Below are 22,988 nucleotides of genomic sequence, written 5' to 3'. Positions count from 1 at the left end.
ATATGTGGATTAGTTGGCTTCAAAACAGAAGTCAACTAATCCATTGAACAGCTTGAATAAATCCGGGTCCTTTGGTTCGGGCTTTTCAAGGTCTCCGCGGAAAGTATTGAAGGCATAACTTTCGATTGTCACATCGCCACTGGTTACAGGATAGGAAAAATCCTGTATCGAAAAGAAATATGTTTCCAGTTCTTCAGGTTTTGCTGCAAAATATATTGCTATCAGGTATTCATCCTCTGCAGAAAGAGGAACACCTGTAACTGTATTATAATGCCAGTCGGCATTATTTGCACTTACAGTCGTTTCAGCGAGTACGGTATTATCACTCAGGTCCGACCGGTAGAGCCTAACCTGGTAATTACCATTTTCAGGCACCTGAATTCCAATTTCCTTCAATTCTCCGTCATATGCGATTGTGAAAGTATATCCAAAAACAGTATAGACACCCGTGTGATCTCCAAGGGCTTTAAAATCACCCTGTTCAATGGTGTAGGAACCATCTGTAAGAATATCATGAATGGGATACTGGCAACCTTCGATATCGCTTCCATCATTGCCTCCATCGGTACCGCCAGAATTTCCCCCGTTGTTACCATTATTGGCAACCGGGTCGGGATCTTCAGAATTGTTGCATGAATCTATGGTTAGGAGCAGACCAAAACATAACAGTAAGGCCGGAATTGATTTTATAAGTGAGTTCATCAGTATGGGTTTTATGCAAAATCCAACTAATGGCTTGGTCTGACCATACCGCATTTGGGGTATATTCAGATATTTGTATTATTTTTCATAAGAAAAGAAATCAGTTCAACGGTACTGTGGACATCGGCTTTTTTCAGGATATTTTTACGATGGGTTCGTACAGTTTCATAACTGATATTCAGCGCTTCACTTATTTCCTTGCTGTCTTCCCCCCGGATCAGATGGCGGAGAATTTCTTTTTCCCTCGATGTAAACAAATCTTCTGAGGGTCTGAGCTCCATATGCTTCATGTCCAGATGAAAATGTTCATTTCTTTTTTGGTTAAATAATGTGGCTTGCGGCAGATTGCTGATCTCCAGGTGCGAAATATCCGTGATGATGTTGGCAAAAACGAACGGGACCCTGTTTTCATCAAAAACGAGCGGAATATTCTGATTTTGCGTGGTAATAACTGATCCGTTCTTATGATTTGAACGGTTTTGAAATACTACATATACGCTTTCTTTTTCATCGTCAGGTACTGAGTTTATATACATCATGGCACGTCCAATGATTGACGTGATAAAGGGAAAATCAGGTGGGTAGATGAAGGCCTCCACGAATCGCTCATTATTCTGAAGAATCTCGTGGTGGGAATAACCTATAACCTGTTGACTGTTTCCGGTTACGAGTTCAAGCTTTTTGGTAAAAATATTGGCGATAAAGCAAAACCATGGGCCTACCGACCACAGTCCGCCAACGATGGGGTTCTCAAGAATTTCCGGAATGTAGTTCCTGTCATGCACTACGTAGTCCTGTTTTCCGATGGCCCGGAAGATGTCAAGAAAATTATTATGGTTATTCAATCGATATTTTTAATTATAAAATACTTATTCCGAATTGAATATCAAATACTTATATAAAGAAACAGGCCGTCAAAATCTTTTGACGGCCCGTCTTGTTACCTCGTAAATTCGTGCTTTGCAGTTTCAGGTATTTACTATTTTTGCCTGGTTATTTTTTATTCCGAATTGCCCATTGCAGATTTTCTTTGTTGGCGTATACCAGTTCAAGCCCGTTTTCTTTAACAAATTCATCTACTGCCAGAAGAACACCATGGTGAACATGATTTGGATCTGAATTATAATCATCCCCGGCGATTATACCACCATTTTTCACTTTATGTTTCAATATGTTCAACTCCTGGCGGGTATGCTCATACTGATGACTGGAATCAACGTAGGCCCAATCCAGGTAATCATCAGCAAACGCCTCCAAAACTGGAATATCAAAGTCAACGTGAACGAGAACCTGGCCGGCCTCAATTTCTTTCTTATATGTTTTAAGGATTGTCCGAACCGCGCGAACAGTACTCTTATTTCCATTGGCCCACTCCCAATGTGGCTCCAGGAAATACCAGGGGTCAACAAGATGAAGTTTCTTGGGTTTGGCCACATCCAGCAGAATCTGACTAAAATGTCCATTGAGTACACCTAATTCTGCCCCAACACCATTCTTAGGGAAAATGGAATCGACAAATTCTATACGTCTGTTGTAAATTTCTCTCTTCACATACCTTCTGTAACGGAAATAAACATCGGTCTCCTTTAGTTTTCGGGCGATTATGTTGTTTGAAATAAGGTCTTTCATCAGGTGTTTCTTATGATTCTTATGTGCTTATTTTAACTTCAAATATATTAAGTATATACTGAATAACTATTGGTCAATTAACTATCTGATATGCAATATTGAGAATTTCACGAGTCTGGATTTTTCATTATTGCCAGGTAGGAATACCACTTCTTAATGCCCTTCAAATACATGAGGTAACCCTCTTCGAATCAGTAATTTGTCTTAAAAATTGGAATTCATCCAAAATTCAAATTTAGGATGTGATTTGGGTTTAATTCCACCCTGATGATGTTTTTATAATAAAAGAGCCGCTCCCTGCTGGAAGCGACTCCTTATAAACTCAAAACAACAACCTTAATTACAGTGGTACAATCTTGATGCCAGAAATATTTTATGATAAAAGCAAGTACATATGGCTGAACTCACCAATCATTCTACGGTAATGATTTCGTGGAACAAACATCATTGAAACGTGTTAAAAGAAATAAAAAAATATGGCTCAAATTACACTTGGTGGTTCAGTATGTCATACCAGCGGCGAACTGCCTTCCCACGGAACACACATTAAGAATTATGCATTTTCGCAGAACAATTTGCAACCCTTTCATCTTCAGGATGCCAGGGGCAAACGGGTGATCCTGAATATATTTCCGAGTATTGATACGGCGGTATGCGCAACTTCGGTGCGAACTTTTAACAAGGAGGCAGCGAATCTTGATAACACCCTTGTATTGTGCATTTCGAAGGATCTGCCTTTTGCGCAGGCAAGGTTCTGCGGTGCAGAGGGAATTGAAAATGTTCAGACGCTCTCAGATTTCAAAGACACATCCTTTTCGAAAGATATGGGTGTGCTGATCGAGGACGGACCTTTTGGCGGTCTCGATGCCCGTGCCGTGATTGTTTTGGATGAAGAGATGAAGGTAATTCACACAGAACTGGTAAGCGAAATTGGACATGAGCCTGATTATAAGGCTGCCATGAAGGTTCTGCAGGAATAAAAATTCATCAAATTAACAGGGTAGCAGATTACCCTGGTTCCAAAGCCCGATGAGAAGTATTGCCGTTCATCACCTTCTCATCGGGTTCCTTTTATTTTCTCAAAAAATTCAGCTATTTAAAGTCGGATTACATTTCCAGGCTTATGGACAGAAGAACGGCAATTCGTAATATTGCACTTGCTACAGGGAGTGTCACACTCCTTACAAGATGCGGCTTTGGTGAAGAAAGACTTCCTATCGCATTGAACAACCTTAAAGTTTCCGTCGAACAGGAAGATCTCCTGAAGGAAATTGTTTCAGTCATTATACCTCAAACCGACCTTCCCGGTGCTGAATCTCTCGAAGTACATAATTTTGTCTGGGTCATGGCCGATGATTGTATGGATGTGAAGGATCAGGACCGGTTCATGAATGGAATAGGGGGGGTCAACAAGCTTTTGAAGCATACTCGGGGTCAGTCATTTTCGGAAATTGAACCTGCAGTGCGATCAGAAGTACTCACTGAAATAGTATCCTTTCCGGCAGATTATGCTGTGCCTGAAGACCGGGAGGGGAACCCGGAGTTCAATTTGGCTGATATCCAATATTTCGTCGGACAGACAAAGCGATTTACAATCGAGGGGTTTATGGATTCTGAGTATATAATGACGGAAGTGATGCCTTACAAACTTGTACCAGGACCTGCTTCAGGATGCCTGAAGGTAGATCCAGCTAAACGAATCAATATCAATGGCTAATTTAAATATCAACGCAAAAAAACAGAATACCTTCGACGCCATTGTGATTGGCTCCGGAATGAGTGGAGGATGGGCTGCAAAAGAGCTGACGGAGAAGGGTTTAAAAACGCTTGTCCTCGAACGAGGCAGGGAAGTAAGGCATTTGCGGGATTATCCGACCACAAATACGATGCCCTGGGAATTTCCGCACCGGGGAAGGATTCCCGAGGAAATCCAACGGGAAAATCCTGTTATCAGCCGTTGTTATGCATTCCGTGAAGATGCGGCACATTTTTTTGTTAAGGATAAGGAACATCCATACATTCAGGAGAAACCGTTTGACTGGATTCGGGGTTATCAAACCGGTGGCAAGTCATTGATGTGGGCCCGTCAGACACAACGATGGAGCCAATATGATTTTGAAGGTCCGGACCGGGACGGGTTCGCCGTACCTTGGCCAATAAGCTACGATGACCTGGCACCATGGTATAGCCATGTAGAAAAGTTTGTAGGTATTTCAGGTAATCCGGATAATATAGATGTATTGCCTGATGGTGAGTTTTTGCCTCCGATGGAAATAAACTGTGTGGAGGATCACTTCAGTCAGGTTGTTAAAAAGGAATACGGAGGCAACCGCCACATCATTATAGGAAGGTGCGCCCATATCACAGGAAGCGCCGAGAAATTTGCGGCCCAGGGCAGGACGCTCTGTCAGCATCGCAATATTTGCCAGCGGGGCTGTCCTTTCGGAGGTTATTTCAGCAGCAATTCCAGTACGCTGCCATGGGCAGAAAAAACAGGTAATATGACACTAAGGGCCGATTCTGTAGTGCATTCAATCCTGTATGATGAAAAAGAGAAACGCGCTGTGGGCGTTCGTGTGATTGATGCAAAAACCAAGGAAGAGACTGAGTATTATGCAAAGATCATTTTCCTGAATGCAGGAGCACTTAACACCAACCTGATCCTGTTAAATTCAATTTCAAACCGCTTTCCGGAGGGATTGGGAAATGACAATGGTCTGCTGGGTAAGTATATCGCCTTTCATAATTACCGGGCAGTAATTAGTGCGGAGTATGATGGCTTTCCAGATATGCATACCGTGGGACGCCGCCCGAATGGCATGTACGTTCCTAGGTTCAGAAATGTGAAAACGCAGGAAACAGACTTCTTACGGGGGTATGCAGCTGGATTTGGCGCTGACAGGATGGTACGAACCGATTATGACGGATTTGGAGAAACCTTAAAAAATAATCTTCTCAATCCTTCATATGGCCCCTGGCGTGTCGGGTCTCATATGATGGGTGAAACCATACCTAAGGAGACCAACCGGGTCACGCTCGACAAGGATCAAACTGACGAATGGGGAATGCCTCAGCTGCGGATTGATGTTGACTATGATGAAAATGATGAAAAGATGATAGCCGACTATTTTGAGCAATTCACTGAAATGTTTGAAAAGGCCGGTTTTACCAATATTCGTCCGTATGACAAGAAACAGGCACCCGGGCTTGATATCCACGAGATGGGAGGTGTTCGAATGGGTAAAGACCCGGCTACATCACTTCTTAACAAATGGAATCAATTGCACAACTGCAAGAACGTATATGTAACCGACGGGGCCTGTATGACTTCAACCTCCACGCAGAATCCATCACTTACCTACATGGCATTTGCGGCGAGAGCGGTGGACCATGCTGTTCGTGAGTTCTCCTGATGTTTGTGACATTTTATTACAATCAATATGCAACCCATAGATAAATCTGAACGTCTTTAGGTTAAACGCAATCATACTATGAACAGATTTATCGCAATTACCCTGCTGTTGTCAGCTCCCCTGGTTCTAAATGCCCAGCAATCCTTTGAACGTGAAACAGGTGATTTTAATCGCCTGGTGCTATCGCCACATATAAATCTGGTTTTGGAGACCGGTGATACCCCAGGAGTTCGCATTGAATATGATAATGTTGACAAACACGAGATTAATGTAGAAGTCAATGGCTCAACCTTGCGGATTTACCTCGAACACGCTAAAATGATTGAGAAGACTGAGCAGGTAAATTATCATTACAGCAAAGGCATCTATGACGGAGCAGAGGTGACCGCTTATGTGACATTTACGGAACTTGAAATGCTTGAAATTCGGGGTGATCAATGGGTAAAAGTTCAATCGCCCATCAATGCCAGACAGTTCAAGCTGAAAATCTATGGTGAGAATGATGTTACATTCGATCGTGTAAATGCTGAGTATTTTAAAGTATCTCTGTTTGGAGAAAATGAGCTCACGGTCAAGAATGGAGATGTTGAATACCAGAAATATACACTTTACGGTGATAATTCAGTGGAGGTTTCCGGATTGAAAAGTCAGCATACCAACACTAAAATATATGGTGAAAGCGAGCTGTCTCTGTATGCGAGCCATGAGCTGGAAATAACCTCCTTCGGAGAACCTATCATCACCTATGCCGGGGATCCAATCGTTAATAAAGGAATCATTATCGGCGAGCCAAGGATATTTGGCAGGGATTGAGTATTCGCTATTTAAGAATAAAAAAAGGTCCGCTTAGTTAGCGGACCTTTTTTATGCCTGGTAATTTTTATTTAGTCCAATACATAAACATCCAGATCCTTAAAAATATTGAAGGTCAGGGCGAAGTAAAAGACATGTGCATCGAGGTCTTCATAAGGCCTGAAAGGTGTGCCATCTACAATCGCCTCATAGTCTGTATTCAGAAAACTGTTCAGATAATACTTGAACTTAATATTGGTTCCGTTGACAAACTGGAATCCTACAAACAAGCCATGTGCCAGGGTAGGAGTTCTGTCGCTGAACCATGAATTGAATTTATCTTCTTTCTTCTCGTTTATAAAGGTTTTCTGCTTGAAATTGAAAGGCACTTCAAATTCATATCCGGCGTAGATTCCAACATTCTGACTGAAATCATATTTGAATCCAACAGGAACGCCGATGTTGTAGGTTCTGAATTTTACACGTGTGTTGGTGGAACGATCCTCAGCGATAAATCCGACGTTCCGAATGGCCAGTCCATGAAACAGGCCAAATTCACCCCAGTCATAAACTCGCCAGGACTGGGCGTTAAAGAAGGGTGAAAAACGAATGATATTGTCATAACCTGAACCTACATTGGCAAAAGAAAATATCAGTTCACCACCCGATAGGATGTATTTATCCGGTTTGTCCTGGGCCGTCGAATAAAGGCTCGTGCCTAATATCATTGCCGTAAATAAGATAATTCTCTTCATCTTGATGTGTTTAGTTGGAATGCTAAATTGTAAAAAAATAATCATATACCCCTGATTTTCATCTTCGAATTCACTGATGTGTATCATTGGAATACAACATTGTCTTTTATACATTTTGTAAACAATAAAGCCGTGAAAAAGATACTCTGTCCGACCGATTTTAGCGACATTTCGCTAAACGCCATTGCATACGGGGCTAAATTAGCCCAGGTATCGAATGCCGACCTTGTTCTGTTTCATGAACATTCACTCTGGAGTGCGTCACCGGAAGAAATCATTCTGGGTAAATCATCCCTGACCGAGTCGATAGCCAATGAACTGGAGAGCCAGTGCATACAGATTTCGAAGGCATTTCATATTTCCTGTTATGCGGATGTAATTGCTTCGGGTCGTTCGCTTGTGGGGCTGATCGAGGAGTTTTCAAGTGAGTTTGATATGATTGTCATGGGCATTGATCAGGATTATGATCTGTTCAGCTACGTTTTTGGAAGCAGGGCATTTCAGGTATCTAAACATACTGAATTGCCAATGATTCTGGTTCCGGATGAATTTACATTTGAAAAAATTGATCGTATTGCTTTTGCTTTTGATCCGTCGGAAAAAAGAGAAACGCCGATAGAACAACTGACAATGTGGGCAGAACGATGGAACTCCAAGATCACATTGCTCGAAGGCGTTCAGACAGAGGATCCTGCTCCGATTTCACGTGTTTCCCATCCCGGTATTGGCTCAGAAGCTATTCAGGTACAACATCTGAGTAAAAGTAAAATGATCGATGAAATTGATCAGTTCATGTTGGAGCATAATGCGAACGTTCTTGCATTATTTTCACGCCAGCGGAAATTTTTTGAATCGATGTTCCACAAAAGTGTGATTCGGGAAATGACCCGTAAAGCAACCTATCCGCTTTTTATATTTCACCGCTAAGTTTCCGCGCTGAAATATCTTTTTCCGGAGACTTCAGACTATCAGAATAACCTTTTATTTATTTTTACCGGATGTGGTTGAGAGTTTCGATCGTCTGTTCGCTTTTGTTTGCACGTATAATTACCCTGCCCGCTCAGGTTCTGTATACCGAAAAGACATCAAACCCGGGTTTATTCTCAATTAATGGAGCCCGCGGAGTTGCCGTGGCTGACTTTGATAACGATGGCGATGAAGACTTCTTTGTTACAGGACGGCCATCCCGGTTTTACCGTAATGATGGCAACTGGAATTTTACAGATGTAACCGCCTCCGCTGGAATGGGGGGTACGGAAGCATCAGTAGCGGTCTGGACTGATCTGAACAATGACGGCTGGCTTGATCTTGTTTCCAGTAGCTGGACTTCCTCTGATGTATACATTAATAATACCGATGGAACATTCCGCGAGGGATTTTCTCCTGGAATTGCGCGAAGACAATCTCTATTGGCCGGGGATCTGAATCATGATGGCTGGGTTGATATTTTCTCTGCGAATTTCCGCGATCCGCATGAACTTCTGCTAAATGCCGGTGATGGGCTGCTCATCGATGATGCGAAAGACAGGGGCGTAGCGACGGTTCATACCGGTATGGGAGGCGTGTTGGTCGACCATGATCTTGATGGAGATCTTGATATCTACCTGGTTTATGACACCTATGAGCCAACGGAAATCTTTGAAAATGACGGATCAGGTAATTTCTCGGATGCTTCCGAAAAATGGGGCTTAAAAACGGAAAGCCAGGCCATGGGAATAGATGAGGCGGATATCAATGGCGACGGGAAGCCTGATTATTACATAACAAACCTGTTTGACAACTATCTTTTTGAAAGTAATTCCGGCGATTATAATGAAAGAGCCATGGCATCTGGTTCAAATGATTACGGAATGAGCTGGGGAATTCGCCTATTCGATGCTGACAATGATGCCGATATTGATATTTATGTGCACAATGCGTACGGATTTTCTTCCTACATAAGCCGCTTATTCATTAATCAATCTGATAATACGTTTGAAGATATCGCAGAAGGCACACCTCTTGAAAATAAACTGACCGGCTATGGTATGGCCACTGCCGATTTGAACAATGATGGTCTGCAGGACATCATCCTGGTGAATGGTGAGACCGACAAGGCGGTAAGGATATTTCAAAATGAGACGGTTTCGGCAAACAACTGGCTTCAACTGGATCTGGTTGGTTCAACGGTGAATGCATTTGCGCTTGGGGCCAGAATCTCCGTCTTTTTTGATGGTAAAAGCCAGGTATCACAGGTAAGGGCAGGAACCGGCTGGGCAAGTCAGAATGGATTTCGTCAATATTTCGGACTTGGGCAGGCGGATAAAGTTGATTCGATAATTGTGAATTGGCCCGACGGTACCAATTCCAGACATTATCCGGACCAGGTGAATAAGAGGTATATTTTGTCCCAATCAGAAAGCCTTTTACCATACACCTCCGGAACCTACAATAACCTGATCACGTCCTCGGACCTTGGATCCCTGCCTCTTGTTGCACTTCCGCCGTTGCCCGATGCTTCTAAAAGCATTGCCCGGCAATGGAATGAGGCCTTGCTCTTTGCAATACGCAATGATCTCGCAAGACCTACAGTTCATGCCAGGAATTTATTTCATTTGTCAGTTGCCATGTACGATGCATGGGCCGCTTTCGGGGGGAATACATACCTGTTGGGCAAGGAACGGGGTTCCTATAAAAGTCAGTTCGCAGGTATAGTGATGCCTGAGGATGCTCAGATAAAAGCGATTAGTTATGCTGCGTACAGGCTTCTGGATTACCGGTTTCAAAACTCTCCGGGAAGTGGAGTTTCAAGGGCTTATTTCAGAGCCCTGATGGAGAGGTTGGGGTACGACGTGAACTATACCAGTTCGGCGTATCTTGATGGCGATGCTGCGGGCCTGGGAAATTATATTGGGAGAGAGGTGATCAATTTTGGTAAAACCGATGGCTCGAATGAATCCAATAATTATTCAAATACCTATTACGAGCCTGTAAATGATCCGTTAAACCCTTTCGATCCGGGCAATCCGACTATTTTTAATGCTAACCGGTGGCAACCGCTTCAGCTGGAAAATTTTATTGATCAAAGTGGCAATGCAGATGGTACAACGCCGCCGTTTCTGGGACCTGAATGGGGTAACCTGGTTCCTTTTGCCCTGGATACACTTGCGGCTGTTAAAAGGATCCGGGATGGTCATGAATATCGCATATTCCATGATCCTGGTGCACCGGCATATATCGGGAATGAACCCGGACTTACAGATCCCTATAAATGGACACATACCATGGTGAGTATCTGGGGTTCGCACCTGGATCCGCATGATGGGGTTATGATCGATATATCCCCTGCGTCGTTTGGGAATAACCTGGCGTATCCATCCAGTCCATCCGGTTACAGCAACTTTTATGATTACTTTAATGGCGGGGATGCAGGGACCGGTTATGAAATAAACCCCGTCACTGGAAATCCCTATGATCCACAGATTGTTCCGAGGGGTGATTTTAGCCGGGTTTTGGCAGAATTCTGGGCAGACGGGCCTGATTCTGAAACCCCGCCCGGACATTGGTTTACCTTACTGAATGATGTGACCGACCACCCCGAATTTGAGCCTCGCTGGCTTGGAGAGGGGCATTTTATGAATCCATTGGAATGGGATGTAAAAGCCTACATGGCCATGGGAGGCGCAATGCACGATGCTGCGGTCACGTCCTGGTCTATCAAGGGCTACTACGATTACGTGCGTCCCATCTCAGCCATTCGGTATATGGCGGCAAAAGGTCAGTCTTCTGATCCGGATCTACCGTCCTATGATCCGCATGGATTACCCTTGCTGGAGGGCTTTGTAGAACTCGTATACCCGGGTGATGAGCTTCAGGGAACGAATGGTGAAAATGTACATAAGATTAAACTCTACACGTGGCGGGGACATGAATTCATTGATAACCCTGAGATTGATGAGGCAGGCGTTGGCTGGATACTCGCAGAGAATTGGTTTTCCTATCAGCGCCCCACGTTTGTAACACCTCCTTTTGCCGGGTATATTTCAGGGCATTCAACTTTTTCAAGCGCGGGTGCTGAAGTACTGAGTATTATAACCGGCAGTGAGTATTTTCCAGGTGGTCTGGGGGAATACATCGCCAGAAAGAATGAGTTCCTTGTATTTGAGGAGGGGCCGAGTATGGATATCAAATTACAATGGGCCCGGTATCGGGATGCATCAGATCAAAGCAGTATGTCCAGGATTTGGGGCGGCATTCATCCTCCGGAGGATGATATTCCGGGCCGGCGTATTGGAATAGAAATTGGAAAGCAGGCAGTTGACCTGGCCAATAGTATCTTTAACGGGGAGGTTATTACTTCATTGGAAGAACAGGGCTCGTCGGAAGTAATTATCTTTCCCAATCCTTTGCAGGGAAACAAGAAACTGAGTATCAGGAAACCCTCCGGTTACTCGAAGATGACTTTGCTGGATCTGACGGGCCGGCACATTTTTGAAGAATTTCTGGGCACTGAAAATGAAGTAAAGGTGAATATTCCTGTTATTTCTCCCGGGGTATATCTGATATTGATTTCAGGCAGTTGGGGTTCTGAAACACATCGACTCCTGGTGAGGTGATCAGCCTGGCCTGCCAGAACAGCCTTCATTATTGAAATAGGCGGGGTATATATTGCTTTTATGGCTAAAAGTCATGAACTTTAATAGAACTCAATCTTTTAATTTTTCTAATAAATCTCTCCATTATGGCAAATTATACCTTAAATGTAAATGGTAAGAGTCAGTCTGTCGAGGCTGATCCAACCACTCCGATCCTATGGGTATTGCGCGACAATCTCAGGTTGGTGGGCACAAAATTCGGTTGTGGAATTGCGCAATGCGGAGCATGTACCATTCATTTGGATGGAGCCGCTGTTCGATCTTGCTCACTTCCCATATCTGCTGTGGGAGATAAGAAAATCACGACTATCGAGGGACTGTCTGAAGATGGATCCCATCCATTGCAACAGGCATGGCTCGAACATGACGTGCCGCAATGCGGATACTGCCAGGTCGGACAGATCATGAATGCAGCCGCGCTACTCGAACGAAATCCGACACCCTCCGACACGGAGATTGAGGCGGCAATGGCGGGAAATATCTGCAGATGTGGTACTTACGTCCGAATTAAAGCTGCCATTAAAACCGCTTCCAATTCCTGATTTTTCATACTTCTCACTCAACAAACCTGATCATGATCAAAGAAAAAAATAAACTGGACAGAAGAACCTTTCTGAAAGCGTCGGCGATGGCAGGCGGAGGTATGATGATTACATTCAACTGGTTAACGGCTTGTAAGCCTACCCCGGAACAGGTTGCATCATTGCCAAAGGATTGGTTTGACATTAACGCTTATCTGAAAATAGCTGATAACGGACTTGTAACCATATTCTCTCCGAATCCGGAAATTGGACAGAATGTTAAGACATCCATGCCGATGATTATTGCGGAGGAGCTCGACGTAGACTGGGATGATGTGGTGGTGGAACAGGCTGGGCTGGATGTCTCTAAATTCACCCGGCAGCTCGCAGGAGGAAGTCAGTCAATACGTTTTGGATGGCAAAGTTTGCGGATGGCAGGAGCTACTGCCCGCCGTATGCTTATGGACGCAGCTGCTCAAAAGTGGCAGGTTCCCGTTTCGGAGATCAAGACATCAAAGGGTAAACTCATGCACGGGGAGAAGGAGTTGTCCTATGGTGAAGTTGCGTCGGTGGCAGGAACATTGACGGTTCCCGAGGATGTTAAGCTGAAGGATCCAAAGGATTTCAAAATTATTGGGACTTCGCGTAAAAATGTGGACGCACCAAAGATCGTCACAGGACAGCCATTGTATGGTATTGATACCTACAAGGAGGGTATGCTCATGGCGATGATCATACATCCGCCTGCATTTGGAATGAAGATAAAATCTGTGAATGCTGAAAAAGCAAAGGCTATGCCTGGTATCAGGGATGTATTTACAATTAATGCCCGTCCTGAAGGTGCAGAGTTCCAATGGTCTGACGTAAATGCCTTCCCTGAATTGGTGGTTGTTGCGGGGGATGCTACCTGGCAGGTGATGCAAGCCAAAAAAGCGGTTGAAGTTGAATGGGAGAGGACCTCACCTGCTGAAGATACCTCAGGCCATGAAGAAGGACTGTCGAAATTAGTTTCCAATCCGGCAGACGAACCCCAAAGAAAAGACGGCGATCCGGAGGGTGCCTTTAAACGTGCAGCCAAGGTTATCGAACGTACGTATACTGCTCCGTTCCTTGCTCACAATACCATGGAGCCGATGAATTTCTTCGCGGACGTACGGGATGGTAAAGCTGAATTACTTGGCCCGATACAAACGCCGGAATACCTCAGTAAAACGGTTTCTTCAATTCTCAATATTCCGGAAGATAATATTTCCATTATGATGACCCGTCAGGGAGGTGGCTTTGGCCGCAGACTGTATGGAAACTTCGGTGTTGAAGCGGCAGTAATTTCGCATAAATTACAGGCTCCTGTGAAGTTATTATACACCCGTGAGGATGATATGACACAGGGCACCTATCGTCCTGCTTACAAAATTCTCTACAGGGCTGCTCTTGATGAGAATAATAATCTCATTGGATTTCATGCCCGTGGTGCAGGAGTTCAGGGAGGTCCGCTCTTTCCAAACCGTTATCCGGCTGGTGCTGTTGACAATTATATTTGTGAAAACCTCAACCTGGAATCAAATATTTCAACGGGTGCATGGCGTGCGCCCCAATCAAACTTTGTGGCAGGCGCTGAGCAGTCTTTTCTCGATGAGGTCGCTGAAGCGGCAGGAAAAGACCCGATTGCATTCCGACTGGAACTCTTCGATCGTGCAATCAGCAATCCTGTTGGAGAGAATAATGATTATGACGCCGAACGTTATGCCGGTGTGCTGAAACTTGTTCGGGAGAAGTCGGGATGGGGTAAGGAAACACCCGGGGTGTACAGGGGTGTTGCCGCATATTACTGTCATAATTCCTATGTGGCCCAGGTGCTGGATATTGTGCTTGATAATGGTCAGCCTCGTGTGAAAAAGGTATGGTGTGCAGTTGATTGTGGAATTGTTGTGAATCCCGATGCCGCAAGAAACCAGGTGGAAGGAGGTATCATTGATGGTATCGGTCATGCCATGTACAGCGCCATGACCTTCCAGAACGGTGAACCGAGGTCCAATAACTTTAATAGCTACCGGCTCATCCGTCATAACGAAGCACCGCTTGCGGTTGAAACTTTCTTCGTAGATAATGGAATTGATCCTACCGGCCTTGGTGAACCATCACTGCCTCCAGTTATGGGCGCACTGGCAAATGCCATGGCCAGACTCACAGGTGAGCGATTGTATGATCAGCCGTTTGTAAGTCATACGATGAAAATGGGCTAGCCTAACCTGGATAAACAGATTTAAAAAGAGCTGCAATCGCGGCTCTTTTTTTGTTTAACATCTTTTAACAGGAAAAATTTATAGAGCAGGAACCATTTTTGTATAATTGATAGGTCAAACTCAAAAAACAATGCTCAAACATATCATTAAGATTTCTCTTCGAAACCTTTCCCGAACCAGGTTATATTCATTTATCAATATTCTCGGACTTACCCTGGGAATTGCCTGCGCGATCCTGATCATTTTCTTTGTAAAGGATGAACTCACATTTGATCGGTTTCATAGTAAGAAGGAACGCTTGTTCCGTCTTTTTTATGAAGCCGAAAGAATAGATGGGACCTTGAATAAAAGCCCGATGGTACCTATCATCATGGGTGATGAAATTCTGGCTAATTACCCGGAAGCAGAGGCAAAAACAATTTGGTTTGAATTTAACAGTCAGGTTGAAGAAGGCGGCGATACATTTGAGGAGTCACTTCATATGGTTGACTCATCCTTCCTTTCGATGTTTGATTTTAAAGTGATTTCGGGCACCGCAAAAGGGGCGCTGGATGAGCCTGGTGATCTTGTGATCACAAAATCCATGGCTCTCAAAATTTTTGGAAAAGTGGAGGTGGCCGGAAATTCGTTAGCGATCGTCATCGGTCCGGGTAAAAAAGAGTTTATTGTCTCCGCGGTAGTCGAGGATGCGCCGTCCAACTCCTCATTTCATTTCAATTTCTTACTGAATACCAGTCATGCGAAAGATATTATGCCGGAGGAGATGATGAATTCATGGAATTTTGTAGCCTCGGAGACGTATGTACTGCTTCAATCGGAGGCTGAGATGGAAAGCCTTGCTGCCAAGTTACCCGCCTTGGTGGAACGGGCTATTGGAGATGATCTGGAAGGGCGGACTTTCACCATAGGATTACAGTCCATTGGCGATATGCACCTGGATACCGATATGCCCAGCGGTCTCGCTCCTGTTAGTGACCCCAAGTATACATTGATTTTATCTGCGATATGTTTCCTGATACTGGTGATGGCTTGTATTAATTTCATGAATCTTTCACTCGGAAGATCCTTTGGAAGGGCACGTGAAATCGGAGTGAAGAAAGTAGTGGGTGTGCATCGAAGCCAATTGGTTTCTCAATTTCTGGGAGAGGCTATTATCCTTAGCTTGATTTCTTTGGCGATCGCACTGATTGCCGCTTATTTTGCACTGCCATTCTTTAACCAGCTTTCAGGGAAGGAGCTGTCATTCAATCTGAATATTGATGAAATTTTACTTTTTACAGGGCTTGCCATTTTGGTTGGAATTTTAGCAGGTGCTTATCCGGCTATGGTTGTTTCAGGATTTAAACCTGTTAATATTCTGAAAGGCAATTTAATGGTTGGGCAGGGGCGCCAGAATGTGCGAAAGGGTCTTATAACACTTCAATTGATCCTGTCAGTATTTCTCATCACGACGGTTCTTTTCATGAAGAATCAGCTGAATTATCTGCAGTCAAAAAACCTTGGATTCAATCGTGAGCAAGTTGTTGTTCTACCAATAACCGTTAACGATACACGTGGTTTCATGGATGTGATCAGCAAGGGGTGGGATAAGGCTAAAAGAGGTCAGCGTACATTCAAAGGACTATCCACCGTTGAAAGCGTCGGAATTAGCTGTCAGAATTTCGAGGAAGGCACATGGATGGAAGGCAGCTATGTAGACGCGCAGGAAAGCATGCACAGATTCTTTTTTAATGTTGTGGATCCATCTTTCATCGAGACACTTGAGATGGAAATGGTAGCGGGCAGGAATTTTCGGGAGGAGGATCAGGCTGATGAACGACGATCTGTAATCGTGAACGAGGCTTTTGTGAAGGAGTTCAATCTAACGGACCCTGTGGGTAAGAGAATTCCACATGAAGAATTTCAGGATCATGAAATCATTGGCGTTGTTAAGGATTTTAATTTTGCTTCTCTTCACAATAAGGTAGGGCCGCTGGCCCTGGTGATTAACCCGCAGATTTTGCTTGAGGGGATCCATGGCCTGAGCATTCACTCATCCGTTGCACCAAGATTAATGGTGAGGCTTCGTGCCGGACAGACTGCGGATGGATTAGCCGACATCAGGGAAACGTGGAATGAGCTTTTTCCGGAAGACCCAATAAATCTGACTTTTCTGGATGATACAATCCAGGCCCAGTATGAGCGGGAAGGTAATCTGAATACTATTATAGTTACAGCAACGATTATTTCTGTATTGATCGGCTCACTCGGGCTGTTTGGATTGGCTGTTTTGACAATGAATGCCCGCAGAAAGGAAATAGGTATACGCAAGGTGCTTGGAGCGGGGATCGGAAATATGGTTATCGAACTCAGTAAGTCCTATTTGTTGCTGGTTATTATCGCCACATTACTGTCAATTCCGCTGACCTATTATTTTGTAAGCTCCTGGCTGGACAACTTTGAGTTTAAGATTCCCATTGATGGATTTACCTACCTGGGTGGAGGGCTCATACTGTTTGGCGTGGCCTTCATGATCCTTGTATTTCAATCGGCACGGGTTCTCAGGGATAATCCGATTGAAGCGCTCAGATCAGAATAAAGTTACCTGTAGCGATGGTCGAGCGTGAATTTTTCCGGATGGCGGGGTGATTTATCGGCATAAAAATCCATTATGATCCTCATGTCTTCTTCAATATTGCCTGTTGGCATAAAGCAGAGGCCGATGCCGGCTATTTTATCCCTGTAGTCAAGATAGGACAGGCAGAGAGGTACACCTGCTTTCAATGCTGTATGATAAAATCCTGTTTTCCATTTGGTCACTCTTGAACGTGTTCCTTCTGCGGTGACAAGGACGGCGAGTGGCAGGTTTTCTTCATGGTTAAAAAAATCAGCCATAACCTCTGTCATGCTGGGGCGTTCTTCTCCCGCTTTTCGTGGTGAGCGATCGATCCAGAGGGCACCCATAGAGGAGATCATCGGACCCAACGGAAACCGGTTGAATTCTTTTTTAATTGTGAATCTAACCTTGATTCCAAGCATATCAAGTGCGGCTATTGCATAAATAAAATCCCAGTTGGAGGTATGTGGGGCTGCTAGCATAATGCAATTATGTGCGTCCTTAGGGATGCCCGGGGCCAGCTTCCATCCTTTAATTTTAAACAGGAATCGAAAGAATGCTTTTACCATTGGTTAAGAGGTATTCCGAAAGAAGAATCTATTTATCAGGATTTCAAAATGAATATCATAAAAATTTATAGGCTCGGTATGGTAGCACATCTGGCTTTACAGTTGTATTATAATTGAACCGCAGTCGCTGAGAGACTGACAGGTTGAAGTAAATGGTATTACCATCGGGCGGGGTATTCGTGAAATATTTCACTCCTATTTCGAATGAACTCAGAAAAAGGCCCGGATTGGTAATCCTGAAACCAGTGCCCAGGGCCGGATAAAGTTCTTTATAGGAAGTGGAAACCCTGTCTTCACTTACATAGCCAATATCCAAAGTGAAGAACGGAGCAAACCGGAAGCCATACCAGTACCAGGGGGTGAACCATACGGACTCAAAATTTAAAGCAATTGCCTCATTTCCCTGGGTGTAATAGCCTTTAAGACCACGGATGTAATCCCTGAGACGGGCGGAAACCGGAAGGGAAAGATTGATGCCCCTTATATAGTTAAATCTGGCAAACGACCTGAATGTGGACCGTCGTAATTTAAACAATTGGGTCATGTAGGCGAATTCATTGACCCACATGCCGTCAGAAAATTCTTTGGAGTTGAAGAAAGTCCCCAGTTCACTTCTCAAATATATATATCCAAACTTCAGATAATTGCTCCACTGCCATCGCATGCCTGTATACACCTGGTTTTTGAATTCATCAAAATTCCCTCCCAGGGATGCTCCGATATAGTATCCAACCGGCAGATCTTCTGTGATTCCAATGCTTACCACATTGGTAGTTTTGATGAAATTGGTTTTTCGTATGTCAAATGTTCCAATTAATGTATTCCGATTATAAAAAATTGTATTGCTGTCACTTTCCACCGTGGGTCGATCACTAAAATCTACGTAAACATTCCGCAATGCAATATTGACTGTCTTACGGTCATCACTAAAAGTCTGAAATGCCCGTCCCAAAAATATATCGGCATAATTCAGACTTAAATAATTTTCATAAGTCGAATCTTCGATCGCAAAATTAAAATCCCTCGACAGCGTCGCCAGCTCCAGGGAGCCCGCATATTTTATGACAGGGCTGATGTTGTTCTTTTCTGCTTTTACTGAGTAATATTCACGGATGTAGCTGTTTTCTGCCGTTAATGTCAAATTTGTAAATGTATTCTTGTATGGAGCAGAAACGTATTGAACAACGTAGCCATTTTGTGGCTCGTCATTTTTGTTGCGAATGAATCCTGCCGAGAGTTCATTTCCCGTTCCCAGTATGTTTCGTTGCGAAAGTCCTATTTCAAATTTTGATAAACTCGAAATATCCAGATCCAGTCCCCATGGAAACCGGTCCTGGGTAACGATAATAACATCAACACTACCTTCATTATCGATAGAGGGGAGTACATATATCCGGGCGTCATTGATGTATTCAAATAATCGGAGAATTCGTTCTGAATCGGCCATTCGGAAGGGGTCCAGCAGGTCTCCTTCCGTGAAAAGGACATTGTTTCGCACCAGGCGGGTTCGGGTATCTATATGGGATTCATCGAGCTTGTCAATAAATGAATTCGAGGATTCCCTTAAGGTATCGGTTACACTACCTGTTATGAGCTGCACAGGATAATGACGAATCGAATTAATTCTCATTCCGCGGAAGTCCCTGAAATAGGCCTCCGCGCGCACAGGTTTCGTCTTATCAAGTACATTGTAGGTGGTATCCCTGATGACCAGGTCGTATAATTCACGGGACAGGGCACTTTTCTCCTTGTTATTTCTCAGTTTTTCGTAAAAATTCTGACTTTTAAAGTAGGGGTTAGGCTTGATCCTGTATTTGAAACCTTCTGGAACTATGAAAACCGTATCCCTGTCCGGAATATACACTGAGTCCGGAAGGACCAGGATCTTATTCATGGGTAGTCTGATCGTATCTGCCTGTCCGTAGGAAAAGACAGGAATAAGAGCAAGTGCCCACATCAGTAGGAACAGAATCAGCCTGCACTTCATTTATTCTTATTTCGGATACCGTCCGTATTATTTTACTATCAGTCTGAAAGATGATATTTCACCCCGACTATTACTGACTTGTAAGATATACAATCCCGATGATAAAAATCCCTCAATCGTTAAGGAAGAAACGGGGCTGGGGAACGTTAATTCCCGATGGATTTTGCCTTGTAAATCCATTACTTTTATTTCGGATATGTCGCCGGAGGGGTCAGGCTGAATTCTAACCGGGCTTCCTTCCTTTACCGGATTTGGGAATATTTCAGCGGTTGCGGAAAAAGGTTCGTCCAATGATGTAATGACGGCATTATTGAAAATCTTTTCTGCGGTTTGAAATGCAAGCAAACCTATTTTAATTCCCATTTTCCGCCCTGGAATATCATCCGCAGGTGGATGAATTCCTCCCCATATTCTGGAAAGACTGGTTTGATCGGATGCATCCCTGTAGGTTGCCCATTGAAGAATGACATCTTCACTGGGTCCTTCTTCGAAAACAAGGAATTCATTTTTTCTGGCAATAAATTCACCCATCCCACGAGGGAAATACGGATCCCCTGTAATCATGGTGAGCACTTCGGCTGCAGCCCTTGAATATGTTGAATGGCCTGAAACATAACCCGCAAAAGGCGGGGTAACAAATGTAGGCCGTTGGTAAGGCCACCAGTTTTCAGCCAGAATCCAGTCCACATCTGCGTAATCAACCTCAGGATTTGGAATATAATCTGGCCCCTTCCACGCCATCAACTTGATTTTACCGATATTATTTCCTTGCGGACCAGCCAGCGGATCACCTTCCCGAACAAGTTCGATGTAACCTTCGAGCAATGGAATTCCTGCGGGATGGTAACTGAGGTCACCGGGATCAGTTGATTGGCCTTTATCTGCCATATACCGGATAGCGGAAACCGGACGGATGTAATCATACCAGCCTTTTACACCCCACGCGGCAATGGCACAATCATGCATGGCGCCACCAAGGGTGAAATAGGTTTTTATATCCCATTCCAGGTCATCAAGCAAAGGTCCTTCGCCCTTGAAACGCTTCACCAGTTCTGGCTGATCATTGACATAATTAAGAATCGTGAACCAGTGACCAGGGGGTGTTTCAGAATCCGGTCCATCGGCCCAGAATTCAGCAAGAACACGTGTATAATCTCCACGCTTAACCATCTGAGGCTCATAAGGAGCACCGGTATAAGGATTCACTGCATATCCGGTGCCCGGGTCGCCTCCATTAATCAGGTCGTAATATGCCTGCATTTCTTCCGCGGACGACGGGAGTTGCGTGACATTACCCAGGGACCGCGGAGATATATCCCACATTACCCCATCATTGGGCGTTAAATGAGCCGACCAGATGGCTACAAGCGAAAACCCCCATTGGTATTGTTCGCTGGTTCCTTCACCATCTTCCTGAATGAAAGGCGGAGGCCCGGGATCCATATAGGTCCAATAGGTGTCGCCATCACGCTCATTGAACTTCCTGTCCGAAGTTCCCATGGCAAAGGGTGTTACATTACCCCATTCCGGGCTGAGGAAACTAATTTGTCCTACAGGGATCGGATTTCCGGATTGGTCGATAAAATTATCCAGGAAAAGTGGCTGCCAACGGTTGGGATCAATAATTTGCGGATTTCCGCTGCGTGTTGGGACAAGTGGTGGATTAACAGGTGAGTAGTATTGATTTATGTAGTCAAGCTGTTCATTTGAACCATCCGTCAAGCCGAATGCTATATATTGCGAAGCTATATAATTACCCACCTGTGCCGGGTCGCCCGACCTGTAGTCGGTGCCCGTGACATTCGGATCATAACCCAAATCCATCATGAGTGAGAATGCTTCATTACGGATTTTGATAGACCCGGGTGAGAATTCGAATCTGTGCAGAATTAACCTGTAAACAGCATAACTGATAGCCATTTCCCGATCGTTTTCAATATCTGTGGATACGGGGATTCCCGAATAAACAGAAGTGAAATTACCACGTGTATTCCCAAGAAGCCAGGGCGCCGGCTCGTCGGAATAAACCGTCCAGGCATCATACATAGCGGCAGACACATGGAATAAATTTCTGGCGTGTACGGTTGGGCGTGCGAAGTCATTCCGGATTGCATCCAGCAGAACCTCATTCCATTGACGTGCTATGGAATGTTGTACCTGTGCATTATTCTCAAAGGCGAAGGATACTAAAAATAATATTGTTAGAATTAATGATCTGATCATTGAATTAATTAGTTATCAGGTGCCCCATCCTTAATCCAGCACTCTATTTGGAAAATCTCATCGGGAGTTAAGGGAACATCCGGCGGCATCGATTTATCCAGGATGCTGGCGAGAACTGCCTGTGAATTATCCTGTATGCCCTGCAGCGTTGAGAGATTCGGATTAACCGAACCGTCATGGCAACCGGAAGATGCACAGGATGCACTGGTAATATCATTTATGTCATTGGCGAAGGATATGCCACTCAAAAGATCTACATAAATACCGATGAAGCAATCATTTGCATCGCCTACCCAGATACTGTATGAGCCACTGGCGAGATCATAAAATTCGGGGGAATCCTGGTAGTTGCTGTTTTCTCCAAGTTGGTATTTGTACGGTTCCTTGCCGTTTCTTGCAGTGACGATAATACTTCCATTGGTCTCATTACACCCCGAAGCCGTTGTGAATGCAACAGCACGGATGCCTTCATTGCTTCCAACAAAAGTCTCAACTTCAGCCGTACATCCGTTTTTATCGCGCACGATAATGGTGTAATAATCTGTATTCAGATTTTCAAAGACTCCGGTGGTATTGGATTCTCCAGAATTAATACTGAATGAATATGGTTCAGATCCACCACTTCCAACAACCCGAATTCTTCCGGTTGGTATACCGCAATCGGTGTAATCAACCGCTGTAACCTGGATTTTTAAGCCGGTATCAGCACAGTTCACCTGTACATCGTCACCATCGCCACCACAACGCGTGAATAACAGTAAGGCGACGAATCCAATTGTACAAATACCTTTCATGACCGGGTTACTTTTCTATCACTTACTTCCACGTCTAATTTTCAAAATTACTAAATTCCATGGGCGAATGAAATATGTGCTGGTATTACGATTAGTTTTGGGCAAAAAAAAAGGAACCCTTTCGGGCTCC

Annotated in this window: 17 protein-coding genes; 9 read left to right on the top strand and 8 right to left on the bottom strand. The window is 44.3% G+C overall.

Features of this window, described 5'->3' with window-relative positions:
• Window positions 1–9 precede the first annotated feature (9 nt).
• The 3 genes from LDX50_RS14090 to LDX50_RS14080 all read right to left on the bottom strand — a co-directional run bounded on the left by LDX50_RS14090 (window position 10) and on the right by LDX50_RS14080 (window position 2,331).
• Entirely contained in the window at window positions 10–702 is a 693-nt protein-coding gene (locus LDX50_RS14090; RefSeq protein WP_225697942.1) for a hypothetical protein, read from the bottom strand.
• Window positions 703–767: 65 nt separating this feature from the next.
• Window positions 768–1,547, bottom strand: coding sequence for a response regulator transcription factor (locus LDX50_RS14085; RefSeq protein ID WP_225697941.1), 780 nt, complete (start codon window positions 1,545–1,547; stop codon window positions 768–770).
• Between the two features lie 148 nt (window positions 1,548–1,695).
• The gene (locus LDX50_RS14080) at window positions 1,696–2,331 is read right to left on the bottom strand and encodes a class I SAM-dependent methyltransferase (protein ID WP_225697940.1); all 636 of its coding nucleotides are present in this window, start codon (window positions 2,329–2,331) and stop codon (window positions 1,696–1,698) included.
• Window positions 2,332–2,807: 476 nt separating this feature from the next.
• On the opposite strand from LDX50_RS14080, the gene tpx reads away from it, so the two are divergent.
• The 4 genes from tpx (at window position 2,808) to LDX50_RS14060 (ending at window position 6,557) form a co-directional block, all read left to right on the top strand.
• Window positions 2,808–3,311 carry a thiol peroxidase gene (gene tpx / locus LDX50_RS14075; protein ID WP_225697939.1) on the top strand — a complete coding sequence of 168 codons (504 nt, stop codon included), beginning with the start codon at window positions 2,808–2,810 and terminating at the stop codon, window positions 3,309–3,311.
• A 143-nt stretch (window positions 3,312–3,454) separates the two neighbouring features.
• On the top strand, window positions 3,455–4,048 hold the full coding sequence (locus tag LDX50_RS14070) for a gluconate 2-dehydrogenase subunit 3 family protein (protein ID WP_225697938.1): 594 nt from the start codon (window positions 3,455–3,457) through the stop codon (window positions 4,046–4,048).
• Window positions 4,041–5,744: a GMC oxidoreductase gene (locus LDX50_RS14065; RefSeq protein ID WP_225697937.1), complete on the top strand. Its 1,704-nt coding sequence runs from the start codon at window positions 4,041–4,043 to the stop codon at window positions 5,742–5,744. Before LDX50_RS14070 ends, LDX50_RS14065 begins: the two co-directional genes overlap by 8 nt.
• Before the next feature lie 78 nt (window positions 5,745–5,822).
• On the top strand, window positions 5,823–6,557 hold the full coding sequence (locus LDX50_RS14060; RefSeq protein WP_225697936.1) for a head GIN domain-containing protein: 735 nt from the start codon (window positions 5,823–5,825) through the stop codon (window positions 6,555–6,557).
• A 71-nt stretch (window positions 6,558–6,628) separates the two neighbouring features.
• On the opposite strand, the gene LDX50_RS14055 is transcribed toward LDX50_RS14060, so the two are convergent.
• The gene (locus LDX50_RS14055) at window positions 6,629–7,291 is read right to left on the bottom strand and encodes a hypothetical protein (protein ID WP_225697935.1); all 663 of its coding nucleotides are present in this window, start codon (window positions 7,289–7,291) and stop codon (window positions 6,629–6,631) included.
• Between the two features lie 132 nt (window positions 7,292–7,423).
• Here LDX50_RS14055 and LDX50_RS14050 point away from each other — a divergent pair, with 132 nt between their 5' ends.
• From LDX50_RS14050 to LDX50_RS14030, 5 genes are all read left to right on the top strand, one after another.
• Window positions 7,424–8,218: a universal stress protein gene (locus LDX50_RS14050; RefSeq protein ID WP_225697934.1), complete on the top strand. Its 795-nt coding sequence runs from the start codon at window positions 7,424–7,426 to the stop codon at window positions 8,216–8,218.
• Between the two features lie 71 nt (window positions 8,219–8,289).
• Window positions 8,290–11,886, top strand: a complete 3,597-nt coding sequence (locus tag LDX50_RS14045) for an FG-GAP-like repeat-containing protein (protein WP_225697933.1) — start codon at window positions 8,290–8,292, stop codon at window positions 11,884–11,886.
• A gap of 125 nt (window positions 11,887–12,011) precedes the next feature.
• A complete protein-coding gene (locus tag LDX50_RS14040) occupies window positions 12,012–12,467 on the top strand; it encodes a (2Fe-2S)-binding protein (protein ID WP_225697932.1) in 456 nt (151 codons plus the stop codon).
• Window positions 12,468–12,499: 32 nt separating this feature from the next.
• Window positions 12,500–14,689: a xanthine dehydrogenase family protein molybdopterin-binding subunit gene (locus LDX50_RS14035; protein WP_225697931.1), complete on the top strand. Its 2,190-nt coding sequence runs from the start codon at window positions 12,500–12,502 to the stop codon at window positions 14,687–14,689.
• A 130-nt stretch (window positions 14,690–14,819) separates the two neighbouring features.
• Complete coding sequence (locus tag LDX50_RS14030; RefSeq protein ID WP_225697930.1) at window positions 14,820–17,267, top strand: ABC transporter permease; 2,448 nt, start codon at window positions 14,820–14,822, stop codon at window positions 17,265–17,267.
• Window positions 17,268–17,269: 2 nt separating this feature from the next.
• Here the strand turns inward: LDX50_RS14030 and LDX50_RS14025 are convergent, their stop codons facing one another.
• From LDX50_RS14025 to LDX50_RS14010, 4 genes are read right to left on the bottom strand one after another with little or no spacing between them, the layout of a single operon-like run.
• Entirely contained in the window at window positions 17,270–17,854 is a 585-nt protein-coding gene (locus LDX50_RS14025) for a 1-acyl-sn-glycerol-3-phosphate acyltransferase (protein ID WP_225697929.1), read from the bottom strand.
• Window positions 17,855–17,909: 55 nt separating this feature from the next.
• Window positions 17,910–19,841, bottom strand: a complete 1,932-nt coding sequence (locus LDX50_RS14020; protein WP_225697928.1) for a BamA/TamA family outer membrane protein — start codon at window positions 19,839–19,841, stop codon at window positions 17,910–17,912.
• A 27-nt stretch (window positions 19,842–19,868) separates the two neighbouring features.
• Entirely contained in the window at window positions 19,869–22,064 is a 2,196-nt protein-coding gene (locus tag LDX50_RS14015; RefSeq protein ID WP_225697927.1) for a DUF6851 domain-containing protein, read from the bottom strand.
• A gap of 8 nt (window positions 22,065–22,072) precedes the next feature.
• Complete coding sequence (locus tag LDX50_RS14010; RefSeq protein ID WP_225697926.1) at window positions 22,073–22,858, bottom strand: hypothetical protein; 786 nt, start codon at window positions 22,856–22,858, stop codon at window positions 22,073–22,075.
• Between the last annotated feature and the right edge of the window lie 130 nt (window positions 22,859–22,988).

This window comes from Fulvivirga sedimenti (assembly GCF_020328055.1).
This window is presented reverse-complemented; position numbering and strand designations above follow the sequence as displayed.

Excerpts from the sequence above, each read along its gene's own strand:
- LDX50_RS14055 (WP_225697935.1), bottom strand. The coding sequence starts at position 7,291 with ATGAAGAGAATTATCTTATTTACGGCAATGATATTAGGCACGAGCCTT.
- LDX50_RS14035 (WP_225697931.1), top strand. The coding sequence starts at position 12,500 with ATGATCAAAGAAAAAAATAAACTGGACAGAAGAACCTTTCTGAAAGCG.
- LDX50_RS14070 (WP_225697938.1), top strand. The coding sequence starts at position 3,455 with ATGGACAGAAGAACGGCAATTCGTAATATTGCACTTGCTACAGGGAGT.
- LDX50_RS14015 (WP_225697927.1), bottom strand. The coding sequence starts at position 22,064 with ATGATCAGATCATTAATTCTAACAATATTATTTTTAGTATCCTTCGCC.
- LDX50_RS14040 (WP_225697932.1), top strand. The coding sequence starts at position 12,012 with ATGGCAAATTATACCTTAAATGTAAATGGTAAGAGTCAGTCTGTCGAG.
- LDX50_RS14025 (WP_225697929.1), bottom strand. The coding sequence starts at position 17,854 with ATGGTAAAAGCATTCTTTCGATTCCTGTTTAAAATTAAAGGATGGAAG.
- LDX50_RS14030 (WP_225697930.1), top strand. The coding sequence starts at position 14,820 with ATGCTCAAACATATCATTAAGATTTCTCTTCGAAACCTTTCCCGAACC.
- LDX50_RS14090 (WP_225697942.1), bottom strand. The coding sequence starts at position 702 with ATGAACTCACTTATAAAATCAATTCCGGCCTTACTGTTATGTTTTGGT.
- LDX50_RS14010 (WP_225697926.1), bottom strand. The coding sequence starts at position 22,858 with ATGAAAGGTATTTGTACAATTGGATTCGTCGCCTTACTGTTATTCACG.
- tpx (WP_225697939.1), top strand. The coding sequence starts at position 2,808 with ATGGCTCAAATTACACTTGGTGGTTCAGTATGTCATACCAGCGGCGAA.
- LDX50_RS14060 (WP_225697936.1), top strand. The coding sequence starts at position 5,823 with ATGAACAGATTTATCGCAATTACCCTGCTGTTGTCAGCTCCCCTGGTT.
- LDX50_RS14080 (WP_225697940.1), bottom strand. The coding sequence starts at position 2,331 with ATGAAAGACCTTATTTCAAACAACATAATCGCCCGAAAACTAAAGGAG.
- LDX50_RS14045 (WP_225697933.1), top strand. The coding sequence starts at position 8,290 with ATGTGGTTGAGAGTTTCGATCGTCTGTTCGCTTTTGTTTGCACGTATA.
- LDX50_RS14020 (WP_225697928.1), bottom strand. The coding sequence starts at position 19,841 with ATGAAGTGCAGGCTGATTCTGTTCCTACTGATGTGGGCACTTGCTCTT.
- LDX50_RS14065 (WP_225697937.1), top strand. The coding sequence starts at position 4,041 with ATGGCTAATTTAAATATCAACGCAAAAAAACAGAATACCTTCGACGCC.